Origin of the sequence: Blastopirellula marina (genome assembly GCF_002967715.1) — a bacterium.
Classification (GTDB): domain Bacteria; phylum Planctomycetota; class Planctomycetia; order Pirellulales; family Pirellulaceae; genus Bremerella; species Bremerella marina_B.
Map to the genome: position 1 here is coordinate 36,749 of NZ_PUIA01000057.1, position 16,474 is coordinate 53,222.

Genomic DNA, 16,474 nt, shown 5'->3' on the forward strand with positions numbered 1-16,474 from the left:
CCCCTTAGTTCCGAAGACAACTCAGCGAACGACTGCAGAGGAGCCTGCCTGTGGAGTCTGAACAAAAATACTCACGTGACACAGCCATGGTCGCCGCGGTTGATCCGCTCGAGATCTTGCGAACGTTGATCGCAATCCCCAGCGTCAACCCTATGGGCATCGACTGTAGCGGCCCTGACTACTACGAAGGGAAGATGACCCAGTGGTTGCAGCGTTTTTTCCAGGGACTTGGTGTGCCAGTCGAATGTCATGAAGTAGCGCCAGGACGCTACAACGTGATCGCCAAGTACGAATCGGACAGTAGCGCCCCGACGATTCTACTGGACTCACATCAAGATACCGTTCCTGTTAGCGGAATGACGATCGATCCCTTTCACCCGACGATCCGCGATGGTCGGATCTATGGCCGTGGTGCTTGTGATGTGAAAGGAGGCATGGCCGCGATGCTTTCTGCCTTCGCGACGCTGGTCCGGCAAAAACCTTCTGGCAGTGCCAGCGTGATAATGGCCTGCACTTGCGACGAAGAATATACCGCAACGGGAGCTCGCCACCTGGCCAGGCAATGGACGACCGAGCCCAAGCGTAGCGAACTGGTATCCACTCCTCCCGACTATTGCATCGTCGCGGAACCGACCGAGCTGAATGTCATGGTTGCCCACCGAGGAGTTGTGCGTTGGAAATTGCGAACCATAGGCCGCGCCTGCCACAGTTCACGCCCGGACGAAGGACGTAACGCGATATACGCGATGACGTCGGTGGTATCGGCACTCCAACGTTATGCCAACGACCTCGCTCAGCAGGTCACACCCCATCCGCTATGTGGGCCACCCACGTTAAGCGTGGGTAAGATTTCTGGCGGAACGAGCGTTAACATCGTTCCTGACGAATGTGAAATTGAAATCGATCGCAGGACCATTCCCGGCGAGTGCTCCGCGGACGTGTTGGCCTATATCGAATGCTTCCTCCGAGAGCAGACAACAGCAGACTTTGAAATGCTGCCCCCTTGGATCGACGCCGACTCTTTGTCTGACGATGACAATCAGGAACTAGCCAATCATTTACTGGCGGAAGTCGCGACGGTTGCCGGCCCGCGCGAGAAACAAGGAGCCTGGTATGGTACCAACGCCAGTTGTTTTTCTGTGAGAGGACACATTCCGTCAGTCGTGTTCGGACCAGGCTCAATCGCCCAGGCCCACACCGTCGATGAGTGGCTCGAAATTACCCAACTCTATCAGGCGACGGAAGTCTACTATCGTATGTTTTGCAACCCGCTCCCGCGAGTTACCTCGCACACCAGCAGCATTTGCCCGCAGGAGACAGCCTCTCGATGAAATCTGCGAGTTCCGTAACACTGCTTATTCTTTTGGTTTTCGCCATCGGCATCAACTACATTGACCGCGGGAGTCTGTCGGTCGTGAAGACCGATGTCGCTACGGAATTCGAACTTTCCAATACGCAATTGGGACTCCTGTTCTCGGCATTTTTCTGGAGCTATGCGTTATCGCAGATATTCGCTGGCTGGCTCGTCGACCGAACCGACGTGAAATGGATTTACGCCGGTGGATTCCTAGTATGGTCGCTGGCTACCGTTTCGATGGCCGTATCGAGTAGCTTTGCCGTATTTCTGCTTTTGCGGCTGCTGTTGGGCTTGGGAGAGAGTGTTGCCTTTCCAGCTTCTTCCAAGCTGATCGTTTTGAACTTCGAAGAACATCGCCGAGGTCTTGCCAATGCCCTGTTGGACGCTGCCTCGAAATTGGGGCCGACCTTGGCATTGCTGCTAGGAGGTTTGCTGGTAGCCAGCAGTGGATGGCGAATGCTGTTTCTCGTTGTCGGCTTGGGTGGCTTGTTGTGGCTGCCTGCCTGGTTATGGCTGGTTCCTTCGCAAAAGAAAGATACCAAACAGCACGCAGCCACTCGGACGACCGTTCCGGTTTCTGCGCTACTACGACGCCAGGAGTTTTGGGGAACTTGCCTGGGATTCTTCTGCTTGGGCTATACCTGGGCGTTCCTGCTTTCCTGGTTGCCTGCCTATCTGGAAGAATCTCGCAACTTCTCGAAGGAGTCGATGGCGATCTTCGGTTCGCTGCCGTTCCTGGCCATGGCCATCACTTCTATTTTAGGTGGTTGGCTCTCTGACCGTTTGATTCGCGGCGGAGCATCGACCACGCGTGTTCGAAAGTCGTTCATGCTGGGTGGCCTGGCCCTTTGCGCGTTGCCAATGTTTGGCGCAGTACTGGCCAACGATCACCGCGTTTGCATTGGTCTGCTGTGCCTGGCCTGTGCTTCGCTTGGCTTCTACACCTCGAATGTCTGGGCAATCACCCAAACCATGGCAGGTCCTTATGCTGCCGGACAATGGACCGGACTGCAAAATGCCATCGGCAATATCGGCAGTGCCATTTCCCCAGCACTGACAGGCTGGCTGGTCCAGGAGACCGGCAGTTATTACTCCGCGTTCGCGGCGGCCTCGGTCGTGCTGATAGCAGCCGTGTTCTGCTATCTCGTCATGGTAAGACAAATCGTTCCTCTCGAGTGGCAACATCAAAGCCACGAACTTCAAGGGGCTACTTAGATGGATAACTCTTCCGTATCGAAGCAACTTTCCAGGCGTCAAGTCATCCAGGCAGCGGCCGTAGCGGCCGTTGCCAGTTCGAAACCCATTTGGGCCAACGAACCTCCCAAGAATGGCTGGATCGATGCCCACGTTCATATTTGGACGCCTGATACGCAAGCGTATCCATTGGCCGAAGGGTTCCAGAAGTCGGACATGCGTCCCACCAGCTTTACGCCGGACGAACTCTTTGCCCAGTGCCGGCCTGTCGGAGTTGATCGCATCGTTCTGATTCAAATGAGCTTCTACAAGTTCGACAATCGGTACATGCTCGATGCCATTGCAAAGTACCCAGACACGTTTCGAGGTGTCGGCATTATCGACCACCAGCAAGCATCAGCCGCGGCCACGATGAAAGCTCTGCAAAAGCAAGGGGTCACCGGCTTTCGCTTATATGCCAATGCCGAGTCGGCCAAGTCGTGGATCAACTCTCCGGAAATGGCGGTGATGTGGAAGACGGCCGGCGATACAGGACAGGCCATCTGTCTGCTCGCCAACCCCGATGCCTTGCCGGCGATTGAATCGCTATGTCGCAAGTTTCCGCGAACGCGCGTCGTAATCGATCACTTCGGTCGGATCGGTGTCGATGGCAAATTCCGCTCGCAAGATCTCAACAATCTGAGCAAGCTGGCCGACCTTCCCGAAGTCTTCATCAAGACATCCGCCTTCTACGCACTGGGCGAAAAGAAGCCGCCCTACCTCGATCTGGCCCCGATGATCCGACAACTGTACGAGAAATTCGGGCCCGAGAGGCTTATGTGGGCAAGCGACTGCCCTTACCAGGTACAAGACGCGCACACCTATGCCGCATCGATCGAACTCATTCGAGATCGTCTCGATTTCCTGACCGAGGAAGACAAGTCGTGGATACTGCAGAAGACCGCTCAGAAAGTTTACTGGTCGGCATCATGATTCAGGCTGACTTCCGCCTAGGCGGATTCTATTTATCCTCCCTAGATTGCCGTGGGCACGCATCAACTCCTACGTCCCTGATGTCACGAGTTATTTTTGGTGTATTAAGTGGCCTGATAGTTAGATAAAACTGGACTGATATTGCTTGCAATGGTATCCTTACAGTTCCCCCTACCTACAACCTCACCTGACGCTGGCCCCCCTGGCGTTTAGTCCCCTCCCACCCTTTCCGGGGCGATTAATTATGGTGTTGCCTATCTATCTCTGGGCAAAAAGCCGCCAGTTCGTCGGCATGGCAATCACGATATTGCTGGTTTCCGTCGCCCAATCGGCGGACATCGTTCAGCAACCCGTCAGTTTCGTCAACGACGTTGTCCCGGTACTGACAAAAGCAAGTTGCAACACCGGCGGCTGCCACGCGAAAGCTGGTGGAGGCCAGAATGGGTTTCAGTTGTCGCTGCTAGGATTCGAGGTCGCGGAAGATTACGAAGCCATTGTTCGCGAGGGACGCGGCCGCCGCTTATTCCCTCCCCTTCCCGAAGAGAGCTTGCTCCTTCGCAAGGCTGCCGGAGAAACACCCCATGGCGGTGGCGTAAGATTATCGAAAGATTCCGAAGGGTACGAAATCATCCGCCGCTGGATCAGTGAAGGCGCGGCGTTCCAGACCGCGAATGACCTAAAGCTAGAAACCCTGGAGGTCATTCCCAACCGTAACGTCGTGAAAATGGGTGCCCAACAACAGCTTCAGGCGCTGGCCACATTCTCGGATGGCAGCAAACGCGACGTTACCGAGTTCGCCTTGTTTGAGTCGAACTCGGAAGCAATGGCCGAGGTATCTTCCGACGGGCTTGTTAAGATCCAGCAAATCCCGGGGCGCGTGGCGATCATGCTGCGTTACCAGGACAAGTCAGCCGTCTTCACGGCAGCAATTCCCTTGGGTGCACCGATCGGCGAGTTGCCCCCGCCCAACAACTTTATCGACGAACTCGTCTTCGGCAACTTGCAGGAGATAGGCATTCCCCCTTCACCAGTCAGCGACGATGCCACCTTCCTCCGACGAGTCACTCTTGATATCACCGGGCGGCTGCCGACGGCCAAGGAAACAGAGGTCTTCTTAAGCAGCACCGACGCTGACAAACGAGACCAAGTCATCGAGCGACTCCTGCGTAGCCCTGGCTATGCGGACTTCTTTGCTAATAAGTGGACTTCACTGTTGAAGAATCGCCGGGACGATGCCAGCGACATTACATCGAACTTCGCTTTTCATGCCTGGATTCGCGATAGCCTGCTGGATAACGTTCCGTACGATCAACTCGTTCGTGAACTTCTAGCCGCCACAGGCACTGTCGTCGCCAATCCACCGGTTGCCTGGTACAAGCGAGTGAAGGAGCCGAAAGAACAACTCGAAGATGTCGCTCAGTTGTTTCTAGGCGTTCGCCTCCAGTGTGCCCAGTGTCACCATCACCCCTTTGAACGCTGGAGCCAGGACGACTATTACAGCCTCGCAGCTTTCTTTAGCCAGGTAGGTCGCAAACCGACCGAGACGCGAGGCGAGGATATGATCTTCCATAAACGAGGGATCGCCACCGCCACGAACATGAAAACCGGGGAAAAGCTGCGGCCTGCGGCCCTGGGTGATTCGGTCGGCGATATTACTCCGGAACAAGATCCACGATTGCTGCTGGCCGATTGGATCTCTAAGCCGAACAATCCCTTCTTTGCCAAGGCAGTTGTGAATCGGTATTGGAAACATTTCTTCAAGCGAGGACTGATCGAGCCGGAAGACGATATTCGGGACACCAATCCTCCATCGAACCCTGAACTACTCACCGCCTTGGAAGAGCACTTCATCAACAGCGGCTATGACCTGAAAGAACTGGTCCGCGCAATCACTCGATCGAAAGCTTACCAACTCAGTTCGGCTCCTAACGAATTCAACTTGATCGACGAGCAAAACTACTCGCGTTATTACCCACGTCGCCTTCAAGCGGAAGTTCTTCTCGACGCGGTAAACGACCTTACCGCTTCCCCAACGGACTTCCCCAATCTTCCGCTGGGCACGCGGGCGGTGGCCTTGCCCGACAACAGCTACAACAAGGCATCCCCCTTCCTGCGAGTCTTCGGGCGTCCTGACAACTCTAGCGTATGCGAGTGCGAACGCGTGCAGTCTTCCAGTTTGGCTCAGAGCCTGCATCTGATCAATTCCTCGGAAATCAAATCGAAACTGGGTGCTGCCAAAGGTCGTGCCACTAACCTGGCAGGGCAAGAGACGGCGGTGGAAGAGAAGATTGGCGAGATCTACCGAGTCGCGTTTTCTAGGGAACCAACCGCGGAAGAGCTGCAAGTTGCCATCGAATACGTGCAGCAGATCCCCACGGACGCCGATGGAAAACCAATCGATGCGAATCAGGCTGCCCGACAGAACTACCAAGATTTGATCTGGGCTTTGATGAACTCCAAAGAATTCCTGTTCAACCACTAGAGGACGCGATGAGAATCAAACGCGTATACCTGATAACCTGCCTCCGAATTTTTCCGCTATTGCTGTTCGCAGTCGTCTGTCCGTCTGTTGGGGCGGCACAGTCGGTTTGTTTGCCGGCACCGCGACTGCTGACAACGTTGCCGATGGGTGGCCAGGCAGGGACGACCGTCGACGTGACGATCAGTGGCGAAAATCTCGACGACCTGGGAGAACTACGATTCTCGCATCCTGGGATCACAGCGGCTCCGAAGATGGGCGACGACGGGATTCCGCTTCCCAATCAATACTCTGTGACGATCTCCCCTGATTGTCCGGCCGGAGTACACGAAGCACGCATCATGTCTCGCTTGGGGCTTTCGAGTTCTCGTGTTTTCAGCGTCGGCAAATTGCCCGAAATTGTTGCCACCGAGTCGCATAACACGCTCGAAACAGCAACTCCGCTGCAAGTTAATTCGATCTGCAATGGCCAGATGAAAGCCAAGGCGATCGACTACTACACGTTCGAGGCAAAAAAGGGACAACGGCTGGTTGTCACTAGCGCTGCGGCAGGCATCGACTCGAAACTTAAGTCAGTGCTGATTGTCGCCGACGAAGACGGCAATGACCTACAGGTTGAACGTCGTGGCGGCGCGATTGATTTCACCCCTGAAGCAGATGGCAAATTCGTCATTAAGGTTCACGACCTGACATATGGAGGTGGCCCGTATTATTTCTATCGACTGGCCGTCGAGGAGATCGCAGCCGATGCAGTCGTCCCTCGACCTGCATCTACCCGCAATGTCAACGCATTCTCCTGGCCCCCCACCGACCTGGCACTCACGGCAGCATCGACGGAAGTCGAGCCCAACAATCAATCCACCAAGGCCCAGCAGATTACGCTTCCGTGTGATATCGAGGGCAGTTTCTTCCCCGCAGCTGATATCGATACCTTCGAGTTTACCGCCAAGAAGGGAGAAGTGTGGTGGGTTGAGGTTGCCTCAGAAAGACTAGGACTTCCAACCGATCCCTCCATTACCGTAAACCAAGTGAAGAAAAGTGGTGACCAAGAGGAAGAAATCGACGTCACCCAGCTCTCGGATATTCCCAGCCCTGTGAAAGTTTCGAGCAACGGATACAGCTACGACGGCCCACCATACAATGCTGGTTCCTCCGACATTCTAGGGAAAGTCGAGATCAAAGAAGATGGCGTTTATCGACTGCGATTAACCGACCTGTTCGGTGGCACACGCGACGATGAGCGAAACATCTATCGCCTGATTATCCGCAAAGCCCAACCCGATTTTGCGATCGTTGGATGGGCACTCCACATGAACTTGCGTAACGGGGATCGCAATGCGTTGTCCAAGCCGATTGCCCTGCGAGGTGGAGCTACGATGCCCATCGAAGTGGTCGTTGTCCGCCGAGATGGCTACGACGGCCCGATTGAACTGGGCATGGAGAATCTACCGGAAGGGGTGACTGCCAGCGGCTTGACCATTCCGCCTGGTAAGTGCTGCGGAACGCTGCTGGTAACCGCCGAGGAACATGCTCCCCGCGGTTTGACCAGTGCCAGTTTGTTCGGGCGAGCAGAAATTGACGGCAAGATGGTCACTCGACAAGGAAGCTACGCGTCGATGGCCTGGCCGGTAACCAATGCCTGGTCCGAGATCCCCAGCCCGCGACTGCTTGCTGACGTACCAGTTTCCGTGGGCGGTTCCGAGACTACCCCTTTGAGCGTCAGCCCGACCGAGGACAAGGTTTGGGAAGTGGTAGAAGGTCAGTCCTTAACCATTCCACTGACACTCTCGCGCCGCTGCGAGTTTTCGGGGCCGACGATGAGCATGAAGACATTTGGCGAACCGTTCGATAAAAACGGTGCATTTGACGTCTCTCTCAAGGAGGATTCATCCGAAGTCTCGCTCGATCTGGCCAAGCTGAAACCCGCACCAGGCACATACACCATCGCTTTCTACGGCAGTGCGGTTGCCAAGTATTCGTATAACACGGCAGCAGTAACCGAAGCGGAACTCGCTTTGGAAGCAGCCAAGAAGTCCGCCGAGCAAGCACCTGAAGAAGAGCAGGAAAAAGCCAAAGCTGCTGTCACTGCAGCGGAGAAACGCTTGCAAACGATCCAGAAAGCAGCGGCTCCGAAAGACATCGTCGACATCATCGTCTCGAAACCGATTCAGATTCGTGTTATTCCCGCCACTGAGGTTACCTCGAAATGACGCATCCATTCAACGCATCATCAGCCATCTGTCCGGGTCCTGCCTCGCGTCGTGGGTTCATGCGAATGGGACTCGCGGGATTTGCCTCGTTGAGCTTGCCCGGCATGCTTCGGCTACGGGCCGAAAGTCCCGCCGATCCGAGTCGCAAGAAGAATGCCGTCATCATGGTCTGGCAACCAGGCGGATGCTCTCATATCGACACCTACGACCCGAAGCCAAACGCACCGGTGGAATACCGAGGTCCATTCAGCACGATCCAGACGAAAGTCCCGGGCCTGCACTTTACCGAACTGCTACCGATGCAAGCTGCGATCGCCGATAAGTTCACGGTCTTGCGTTCCATGCGTCAGACGGCCGGGGGACACCCGGCCGGTTCGATGCAGCTACTCTCAGGCGACCCCGATACGCGAGACAAACCAGCGCCTCGCCTGCCAGACTGGATGTCGGTTGCCAATTATCTGCGATCTCAAGACGCCGACCGCAACAATCCTCTGCCCATCTACGCTGGGGTAAACCCACCCACAAACTACACCGGCCCAGCCTACTTGGGCGATGCCTATGCACCCTTTGCAGTAACAGGCGATCCCAACAGCCCAAGCTTTGCCGTGCCGAATATCGGAGTTGCGAATCCGGGCGAAGCCATTCATCTCGAACGACGTGCCTCGTTACGGCAACGACTCGACACCCTCGAACGAGCCTTCGACAAGGCTGGCGAGATGAACGCGCTCGACGAATTCGAGACACAGGCAATGACCCTGCTAACCAACCCCAAAACGAAGGAAGCGTTCGATCTCAGCAAAGAAGACGATAAGACTCGTGATCGCTACGGGAGAAACACCTGGGGGCAGCAACTTCTACTGGCTCGTCGATTGGTCGAGGCAGGTGTCGAGATTCTCACGACAAGTTTGCATGGGCCACTCTGCGGACGCGTGAGCAATTGGGACGATCACGCGGTGAATCATCATGTTTTCGACGCCCTGAAGTTTCGGGCCCAGGCATACGACCAGGCTGTCTCGGCACTCATCGAAGATGTTTACCAGCGTGGGCTTTCCGAACGAGTCCTTGTGGTCGTGACCGGCGAGTTCGGCCGAACCCCCAAGGTCAACTACCAGCCGAGCACCGGTGCCGGTAATGCGAGTGCCGCGGCAGGCACCAAGCAACCAGGACGCGATCACTGGCCACGAGCCTTCTCGAATATCTGGGCCGGTGGCGGCATCGAGACAGGCCGCGTTATCGGCGCTACCGACAAACTGGGAGAAGATTCCGTTGAGCGAATCTGCGGACCGGGCGATTTCCTATCGACGATCTATCATCATCTGGGAATCGATGGCCGAAAGGTCTTTATCAAAGACTTCAACGGTCGTCCAACGCCGATCATTGATCATGGTGAACCGATTCCGGAACTGATTTCCTGAAGCAAGCCCGTGGGCGTTTACTCGCCCACGTTGATCGCTTTCAGCTGCTTCCCATTCGTCCCATCCCAGATGAATAGCCGCCCGTCATCTCCCCCGGCGATGACTAACTTTTCGTCTGACGTCGCATCGACACAGTGCAGCCAGACTCCTGCCGAAAAGGTTCGGAGCGACTTGCCATTGGCGGCATCATGTAGTCGAACGATGCCGTCGCCACAGCTCGAAACCACATGAGCCGTCTCTCCGATGTACCGTAACGAGGTGATATCCCTTCCGAAGCCTGAGATAGCCCTCGACTGATCGGCCGTTTCCACGTCCCAGATCTTGATGGTTTGATCGGACGACGCCGTTGCAATCGATGTCGCGTCCTCCTTCCAAGAGACTCCCAACACATAGTCGGAATGTCCTTCAAGCTGCTTGAGTGAATTCTCACCAGTCAGGTTCCAGAGTCGCGCATATTTGTCAGCACCGCCGGAAATGAACTGGGTACCATCCGGCGAAAATCTCGCGGAGTAAACCACATCGGAATGTGCGTTGGGCAGGTGATGGATGCGGGCACCATCTTCCAGGCGGAACAACCCGAGTTCTCCATTGCGTGATGGCAGGCCGCTACCAATAAGAAGTCGGGCGTCATTCGCGTCGATATCGAGTGATGTAACGCGTCCCATGATCGGATCATCCTTTTCCGAGGAACCAATGGTCTGTCGCAATCGCCAAGTGGGATTCAGCTGCCAGACAACAGCCTCCGTCGTTCCGAACCCAGATAGCAGGCGATCATTGTCGAGAAATGTGATCGGAGAAAGCGAGCCTGGTTGTTTCGCCAGAGCATCCACCGGGCTGCCTGTATCGGCATCCCAGATCTGTACGGAAGGGAAATTACCAGCGGTCGCCAATTTCGTCCCATCGAGCGAGAAGCTAACCGAGCGCAGTGGCTGCTCGGACTCGGTTGAAAGCTTATTCGCCGAATCGGATCGGGCCTGAGCTTCTTCCACATTCGCGGCAGCCTGCTCAACTAACTGCTTTACAGACGTGACCGACTCTTCTGCCTGTTTGACGGCCCCCTCAGCGGAGGTCTGTTTCTTGGTCGCCAGTTGCTGGGCTGATGTTGACTCTTCTATCGCCTTTTGAGCCGATTCTTCCATGGTTTCGGCATCGTCCGGTTTCTTTTCTTTCTCGGCATCTTCGGCAGCAACCGACTCGGATACGGCTGACTCGCTGTTGATCTTGTCGAGCGCAGCCTTCTTCTGCGCGAGATCTTCGTCAGCCGCAGCCAGTTCTTTATCGGCAGTTGCTTTCGCCTCGACCCGATTTTTAAGCACCTCTTCTACCGTCACTAGCCGCTGCTTGACGATGTTCAATCGCTGCTGCGCCGCCCCGAGAGAATGCTTTGCCCAAATTGCATGCTGTTGCAGTCGCGGGTCTCCCTTCATCTCTGCAATTTGTTTGCCATCCTTGTCCCATAGCTTCGCCGTGTTGTTTTCACTAACGGAAGCGATTCGAAGTCCGTCCGATCGAACGGCAACCGCCAGCACAGGCGTGCCATGCGTGAACATCCCTAGCTGTTTTTGATTCTCTAGGTCCCAGTAACGCAGGCTTCCGTCGCGGCTCGCGGAATAGAAGTGCATGGGATGCCCAGGGGCTACAGCCAGTGCAGTAATCGCATCCGTGTGCCCTGGCAGTTCCTTTGCTTCCATCATTGCCCACGTCTCGGCCGTTGCTTTAGAGTCTACCAACCAGGTCCGGAGAATCTTGTCGTCACCTCCGGCAACCAAGGTTTGCTGAGGGGCAGAACCTGCAACTGCTGGCAATAATTCGATTGCTTGGATCGCTGTTGGCACTTGTAGAAGGCCCGTCTGTGTTCCATCCGAAGAGTTCCAGATCCGAATAGATTTGTCGAGCGAAGCCGAAATCAAATGCGTTCCATCTGCCGTGAATCGCAGCGAAGTAATCAAATTACTATGCCCAGTCATCTTCGGTCCAGGCTGTGCCGTCTCTAGGCTCCAAAGTTGAATAACGTGGTTGTCGCCTGCGGTAGCCATCCACTTGCGATCGAGGCTTACAGCCAGTGCCGTGGTTTTCGCTTTCGTTGAGAAGGACATCTCGCGTGCATCACGCGGCCTTTCCCAGAGCTTTGCTTCGCGAAACCCGCCTGAGGCGAGCAGCGTACCATCGCTTCCCCATGCGAGCGATTGGACTAAATCACGATGCGCCGCGGGCGGCTCAAGCGATGAATCCTCTAGACTTCCGATCAGCTTTCCAGATGCAACGTGATAAAGGAACAGTTGGTTGGCTCTGGTGGCGGCTACGAATTGCCCGTCGGGGCTAAGCGCTGCGGCATAGACGGGTTCCAGATTGTTTGGAATCGAACTCCATTTTTGCGGCATTGTCGGTGGAGCAGAGGAAGTGCCTTCTGCACCTTGGTCGATCCATAGGCGAACCAGTCCCAGCTCCTGAGAGGTCAGATTCGGTGCATTTACATCGTTATCTGGCGGAGGCATGAATGACTCTTCCTGGTGCGCCGCCAGCTTGAGAAGCAGGCTCTCGGCTCCTTTGCCTGGAACGAGAGCCTCACCTGAATCCCCCCCTTTGCGAATGGTCGCGGGAGTCTCCAACACCAATTCTCCTTGGGCCTCACTGGCACTATGACAGGCAAGGCAACTGCGTTGGAAGATCGGCAGGATCTCGTTCTCGAATGAGACCGGGTTGGATCGCTGCAAATCTGCAATAGCTATCGGCTCACCGAAGATGGCAGTACAGCAGCTCAAGAGAATTGCGCAGCTAAGCAGAAAGAGTCGCATAGTTAGACCCTGAAGCAGGTGGGTGTTGCCCAGTCAGTACGGCAGGAATAAAAGGCGGGAGGTCACTATCGGGCAGAAAGCGTTACCGCTCGCTCGATGAATGGATAATCACGGGGCGACATTGGTCTTGGTGGGAACTTGTCGTCTAACACGGGATATCCATTCCAGACTATCTACCATAATATCACACTCAATTTCAGTTGAAACAACAATCCGTAATTCTGGTGCCTTCGACCAACACCATCAGTTCGCCGGATTCATCTGCGGCAATGCAGAATCGCTTGCGAGCTGACATTTCAATTCGTTACGGCGTTGCCGCTCAAAGGCATGTGCCAATGCGTTGCCATTCCATGGCACATGCGGTCCGGCTCCATAGATAACGCGGTGAAGCTCGTTGACGGCGTCCTCCAGGTCCTTTGAGAGGTCCAAGGGCTGCATCTGTGTCGATTGCCACTGGGCCCAGGCGATCTCAGCTTGCTGGACGTCATGCGTGCGACATGCTTGTAACAGTTGTCGAGTAGCAACCTTATCCGGTGGATTCAGTTTTTGCCAAATCGAGGCTCCCCAAACTTTCAGCTTGGGGTACTGCCAGGCTCCAAGGCCGACCAACGCAAGTGAAATAGGCAGCCAGACTAGCCAGTGCGTTGAATTCTTGGCAGTATCTGTTGCGCTTCCTGGCTGCACAACTGCCGCGACTTCAAAATCCACCGCAGGCAGCGTATGTGAGTGGTACTGCTGTTTATCAGGATCCCACCAGGTGTAGGTCACTTCAGGAATGGAAAGTGTGCCAGCTTTATCGAAACGATAGGTTATCTCGTCCGTTCTTGTTCCGAGGAATTCGCCCCGCTCCATTGCGAGAGAAACCGTGGGGGTTCCGGGATAGACTTGAATTCCGTCGATGGTCTGGTTCGGAGGGGGGGCCAGTGCCATGCCGATCATCTGGTCGGCTGACTGCGTGATCGTCCGAACGGCAATGTCTCCTTGCTTCACGCTGCCAGGCTTCGGCTGCCAAGTCTCGGAAATGTCAATCTTATCGGTCGTCACCAGAAAGCCGTGCGACTCTCGATCCGGAGGTGATTTCACTTCCAACTTCGCTTGAGGCACTATCTCGTTATGAGAGGTCACTGGGCCAGTGAAACCATCATGATTGCTGTATCGAACCGAGAATGCCGGAATCTCGATACTTCCAGATGATTGCGTAAACAACGCGAATTCGTGAACTTGCACGAACCACGAGTCTCCGTCATGCTCTTCCGACGAAACGACCGGATTACCAACTTGGACAAAGACCGATTGAAGAATCTGTGGCAACGAAAAGTTCGTTGCTCCGCTGAACGTACCCTTGGCTCGAATCTCGACAAAAACGGGAATTCGCTGACCAACCCAGAACGTCTTATCCTGATCAGGCAGGCGAAGGGTCACGGGCTTCACGTCGGCCCCCATGGCCAATGAGGCCGACACGAGGACAGCCAGCCACACGATCAATCGAAGGACCATCATGGGCTAGAATCCTCAGCGTCGTTCGCGTATTGATATGCGAACTTGGCCTTGAGGAAGTCCGCCGGTTTGGTTTGCACTTGCCGCAGCCAAATGGCCTGTACAGCGGCGTCCGAGGTGGCCTTTTCACCGTCAACCTGGGTCTCCTGTCCTCCCTCTTTCTTCTTATCGAATACAATCTGATCGGCCCCTTCTTTCTGATCTCCCAGGTCGCCCCCTTCCTGTTTGATCCTATCCCTGCGAATTTTGGCCAGTTCCAGGTTCTCTCGCGCTTCCTTCCATTCGGGGCGTTTCTTAAGAGCTTGATCGTAACTCGCAATTGCCTGGTCGTATTTACCCAACATCAACCAGGAGTTTCCTTCGTTAAACTTTCCTTCGGCGGTGGGAACCCTAGCAAACGACTGGGTCGCCTTTTCGAACTCACCGGCTCGATACCAAGCCGCTCCCTGCCAAAGGGGATCTTCAAAAGTCGCAGCCGCTTCGGCAAACCTCCTTTTATCGAAGTAGCGTTGGCCGGCCTGATCAGGCGTCAACCATAAACCAGTCCACGAGATGGCCAGCAAGCAGAATATTATTCTCATGAAGCACCTCCCGAGAGTTGCGACGACTCACGCCGGAAGGTCAATGCCATCAAGATCACAAGAATTGGAACAAGCCAGTAACCAGCCTCTTGCCAACGTGTCTCCTCACCCGCAACGCTGGCAAACGAAGTTCGATCCGCTTTGTGAACGATGGTCGTGATATCCGAGCCATCGATCGCCAATTCCACAATCGAACCATGCAGCGTGCTTGCCGCGTTTTGAATCGAACGCAGCTTACTCGGATCGTTGTCTGTAATGGCCAAAATCTGAATCCCGTTACCGTGCGAGCCCTTTTCCGCGGCAGCCAGTTGCTGAGTATCCGTGTCGACGGCATCGGCGATAACGAGAAACGAACCGGAGACGTTCTCCGAAGTCATGATCCTTCGCGCCTCGTCGATGGCCAGATCGAGCCGGTCACCGGCGGCTGGCATAATACTGGAAGTGATGTCCGAGGCCATTTCGGCAATCACTGCGGTATCCTTGGTGGGAGGAAGCACGAGGTGAGCGGAGCCTGCGTAGACGATCAATCCCAGAGGCTGCCCCTTTCGAGCATTCGCTAGATCGGCAATCTTCAACTTGGCTCGTTCCAAACTCGTCGGTTGTTGATTAGCCGGCTCCATGCCTTTGTCAGCTTTCAGCAAGATCATCAGCGGTGGCGACTCTTCGGCGAACGGACTTGGTTCCCTTCGCCAGGTAGGTCCAGCGATTGCGATGACAGCTAACAGCCAGCCCGCGAGCAGCCAACGGGCTTGCTGCGAGTGTGCGGCATGGCCTCCGACCGTCAGGGCTTTTAGTAGTGCAGGAGCAATTTGCGAACGCCAGCCGCGTAAGGGCTCTGAGCTTCGCAGCCACAGCGACCATAACCCAATGGCCAGGGGCACCAGCAACAGCCAGCCGGGGCGAATGAAGTGAAACTGAGAGATCGATTCGATCATGAAACAACCTCCAACTTCCCGGTTCGTGGATTGACATTTACGCGACTTGCCGCGTTGACTTTCGCGCGAGATCGCTTTTCCTTGAAGGTCACGACAAGCTTGTCGATCATCGAAATCAATAGCGCCGCCAAAAGCCACCATATATACAAATCGTGTCGAGGGCGATGGCTTACCGTTTTGACTTCATGCACGTTGATCTTATCGAGTTCGTCGTAGATGCCAGCGAGTGCATTACGGTCTGCAGCGAAGTAATAGGAACCGCCGGTTGCCAAGGACACGTCGCGCAGGGTCTGTTCATCGAGCTTGTCTTCGCCCGTCGTCTGCGGGTCGCCAATCGCGACGGTAAAGATCTGAATGTCGCGCTGCGCCGCTACTCGAGCAGCTTCGACCGGCGGCACCAGGCTCTTGGTATCGTTTCCATCGGTCAACGCAATCATCGTCTTTGCTGGAGCATTGCTATTGTCAAATAAGTTGACGCCTAAACCAATTGCATCTCCTAAGGCAGTTCTCGGCCCTGCCATGCCAACCTGGCATTCGTCTAGCAATCTTTTCGCGAGGCTCAAATCAGTTGAAAAGGGAGCCTGAAGGTATGGAGCGTCTCCAAAGACTACCAGACCGACGCGATCTCCCTTACGTCGCAAGAGGAAGTCACCCAGAACCTCTTTCACAGCCGTGAGCCGATCGACCTTTTCATTCTTTGCGTTGACAAAGTCCTTTTGATCCATCGAACCGGAAAGATCGACCAACAGCAATAAATCACGCGTGGGAATCTCCTTGGTGATCGGTGGTTCAATCCATTGGGGTCGAGCCAACGCAGCGACCAGCAATGTCCAGACCACTAAAGAAACCACCAAGGGGCGCGTGAGCCGGCGGCCCGTAGAGGTTGTTTCTGCGTTACCTAGCACGGCCGTCAGGCGTTCGCCGAAGGGAACACGAACTGCCACGCAATTGCTGTCCATTGGGGGCAGCATCAGTCGCAACAGCCACGGAAGCGGCAGTATAAGCAGTAGCCAGGGATGGGCAAAAACAAACATACCAA

Annotated in this window: 11 protein-coding genes; 6 read left to right on the forward strand and 5 right to left on the reverse strand. The window is 55.2% G+C overall.

Going from position 1 to position 16,474, the window contains the following annotated elements:
* Nucleotides 1-50: 50 nt before the first annotated feature.
* The 6 genes from C5Y96_RS17315 (at nt 51) to C5Y96_RS17340 (ending at nt 9,627) form a co-directional block, all read left to right on the forward strand.
* Nucleotides 51-1,331 carry a M20 family metallopeptidase gene (locus tag C5Y96_RS17315; protein ID WP_233199005.1) on the forward strand — a complete coding sequence of 427 codons (1,281 nt, stop codon included), beginning with the start codon at nt 51-53 and terminating at the stop codon, nt 1,329-1,331.
* On the forward strand, nt 1,328-2,572 hold the full coding sequence (locus C5Y96_RS17320; RefSeq protein ID WP_105355893.1) for an MFS transporter: 1,245 nt from the start codon (nt 1,328-1,330) through the stop codon (nt 2,570-2,572). The genes C5Y96_RS17315 and C5Y96_RS17320 overlap by 4 nt, the downstream gene beginning before the upstream one ends.
* Nucleotides 2,573-3,523, forward strand: coding sequence for an amidohydrolase family protein (locus C5Y96_RS17325; RefSeq protein ID WP_105355895.1), 951 nt, complete (start codon nt 2,573-2,575; stop codon nt 3,521-3,523).
* 244 nt (nt 3,524-3,767) lie between these two features.
* Complete coding sequence (locus C5Y96_RS17330; protein ID WP_105355897.1) at nt 3,768-6,005, forward strand: DUF1549 domain-containing protein; 2,238 nt, start codon at nt 3,768-3,770, stop codon at nt 6,003-6,005.
* Nucleotides 6,006-6,013: 8 nt separating this feature from the next.
* Nucleotides 6,014-8,212 (forward strand): serine protease, encoded by a 2,199-nt coding sequence (locus tag C5Y96_RS17335; RefSeq protein WP_105355908.1) that lies wholly within the window; start codon nt 6,014-6,016, stop codon nt 8,210-8,212.
* Nucleotides 8,209-9,627, forward strand: coding sequence for a DUF1501 domain-containing protein (locus C5Y96_RS17340; protein WP_105355910.1), 1,419 nt, complete (start codon nt 8,209-8,211; stop codon nt 9,625-9,627). The genes C5Y96_RS17335 and C5Y96_RS17340 overlap by 4 nt, the downstream gene beginning before the upstream one ends.
* A gap of 17 nt (nt 9,628-9,644) precedes the next feature.
* Here the strand turns inward: C5Y96_RS17340 and C5Y96_RS17345 are convergent, their stop codons facing one another.
* From C5Y96_RS17345 to C5Y96_RS17365, 5 genes are all read right to left on the reverse strand, one after another.
* Complete coding sequence (locus C5Y96_RS17345) at nt 9,645-12,422, reverse strand: c-type cytochrome domain-containing protein (RefSeq protein ID WP_105355912.1); 2,778 nt, start codon at nt 12,420-12,422, stop codon at nt 9,645-9,647.
* A gap of 243 nt (nt 12,423-12,665) precedes the next feature.
* Nucleotides 12,666-13,922 carry a BatD family protein gene (locus tag C5Y96_RS17350; protein ID WP_105355914.1) on the reverse strand — a complete coding sequence of 419 codons (1,257 nt, stop codon included), beginning with the start codon at nt 13,920-13,922 and terminating at the stop codon, nt 12,666-12,668.
* Nucleotides 13,919-14,500, reverse strand: coding sequence for a tetratricopeptide repeat protein (locus C5Y96_RS17355; protein ID WP_105355917.1), 582 nt, complete (start codon nt 14,498-14,500; stop codon nt 13,919-13,921). Before C5Y96_RS17355 ends, C5Y96_RS17350 begins: the two co-directional genes overlap by 4 nt.
* Nucleotides 14,497-15,435: a VWA domain-containing protein gene (locus tag C5Y96_RS17360; RefSeq protein ID WP_105355919.1), complete on the reverse strand. Its 939-nt coding sequence runs from the start codon at nt 15,433-15,435 to the stop codon at nt 14,497-14,499. Before C5Y96_RS17360 ends, C5Y96_RS17355 begins: the two co-directional genes overlap by 4 nt.
* A complete protein-coding gene (locus C5Y96_RS17365) occupies nt 15,432-16,469 on the reverse strand; it encodes a VWA domain-containing protein (RefSeq protein ID WP_105355921.1) in 1,038 nt (345 codons plus the stop codon). Before C5Y96_RS17365 ends, C5Y96_RS17360 begins: the two co-directional genes overlap by 4 nt.
* Nucleotides 16,470-16,474: the final 5 nt, after the last annotated feature.

Bases quoted from the DNA above. Each gene is read 5' to 3' on its own strand.
- C5Y96_RS17320 (WP_105355893.1), top strand. From the start codon at position 1,328: ATGAAATCTGCGAGTTCCGTAACACTGCTTATTCTTTTGGTTTTCGCC.
- C5Y96_RS17325 (WP_105355895.1), top strand. From the start codon at position 2,573: ATGGATAACTCTTCCGTATCGAAGCAACTTTCCAGGCGTCAAGTCATC.
- C5Y96_RS17330 (WP_105355897.1), top strand. From the start codon at position 3,768: ATGGTGTTGCCTATCTATCTCTGGGCAAAAAGCCGCCAGTTCGTCGGC.
- C5Y96_RS17335 (WP_105355908.1), top strand. From the start codon at position 6,014: ATGAGAATCAAACGCGTATACCTGATAACCTGCCTCCGAATTTTTCCG.
- C5Y96_RS17340 (WP_105355910.1), top strand. From the start codon at position 8,209: ATGACGCATCCATTCAACGCATCATCAGCCATCTGTCCGGGTCCTGCC.
- C5Y96_RS17345 (WP_105355912.1), bottom strand. From the start codon at position 12,422: ATGCGACTCTTTCTGCTTAGCTGCGCAATTCTCTTGAGCTGCTGTACT.
- C5Y96_RS17350 (WP_105355914.1), bottom strand. From the start codon at position 13,922: ATGATGGTCCTTCGATTGATCGTGTGGCTGGCTGTCCTCGTGTCGGCC.
- C5Y96_RS17355 (WP_105355917.1), bottom strand. From the start codon at position 14,500: ATGAGAATAATATTCTGCTTGCTGGCCATCTCGTGGACTGGTTTATGG.
- C5Y96_RS17360 (WP_105355919.1), bottom strand. From the start codon at position 15,435: ATGATCGAATCGATCTCTCAGTTTCACTTCATTCGCCCCGGCTGGCTG.
- C5Y96_RS17365 (WP_105355921.1), bottom strand. From the start codon at position 16,469: ATGTTTGTTTTTGCCCATCCCTGGCTACTGCTTATACTGCCGCTTCCG.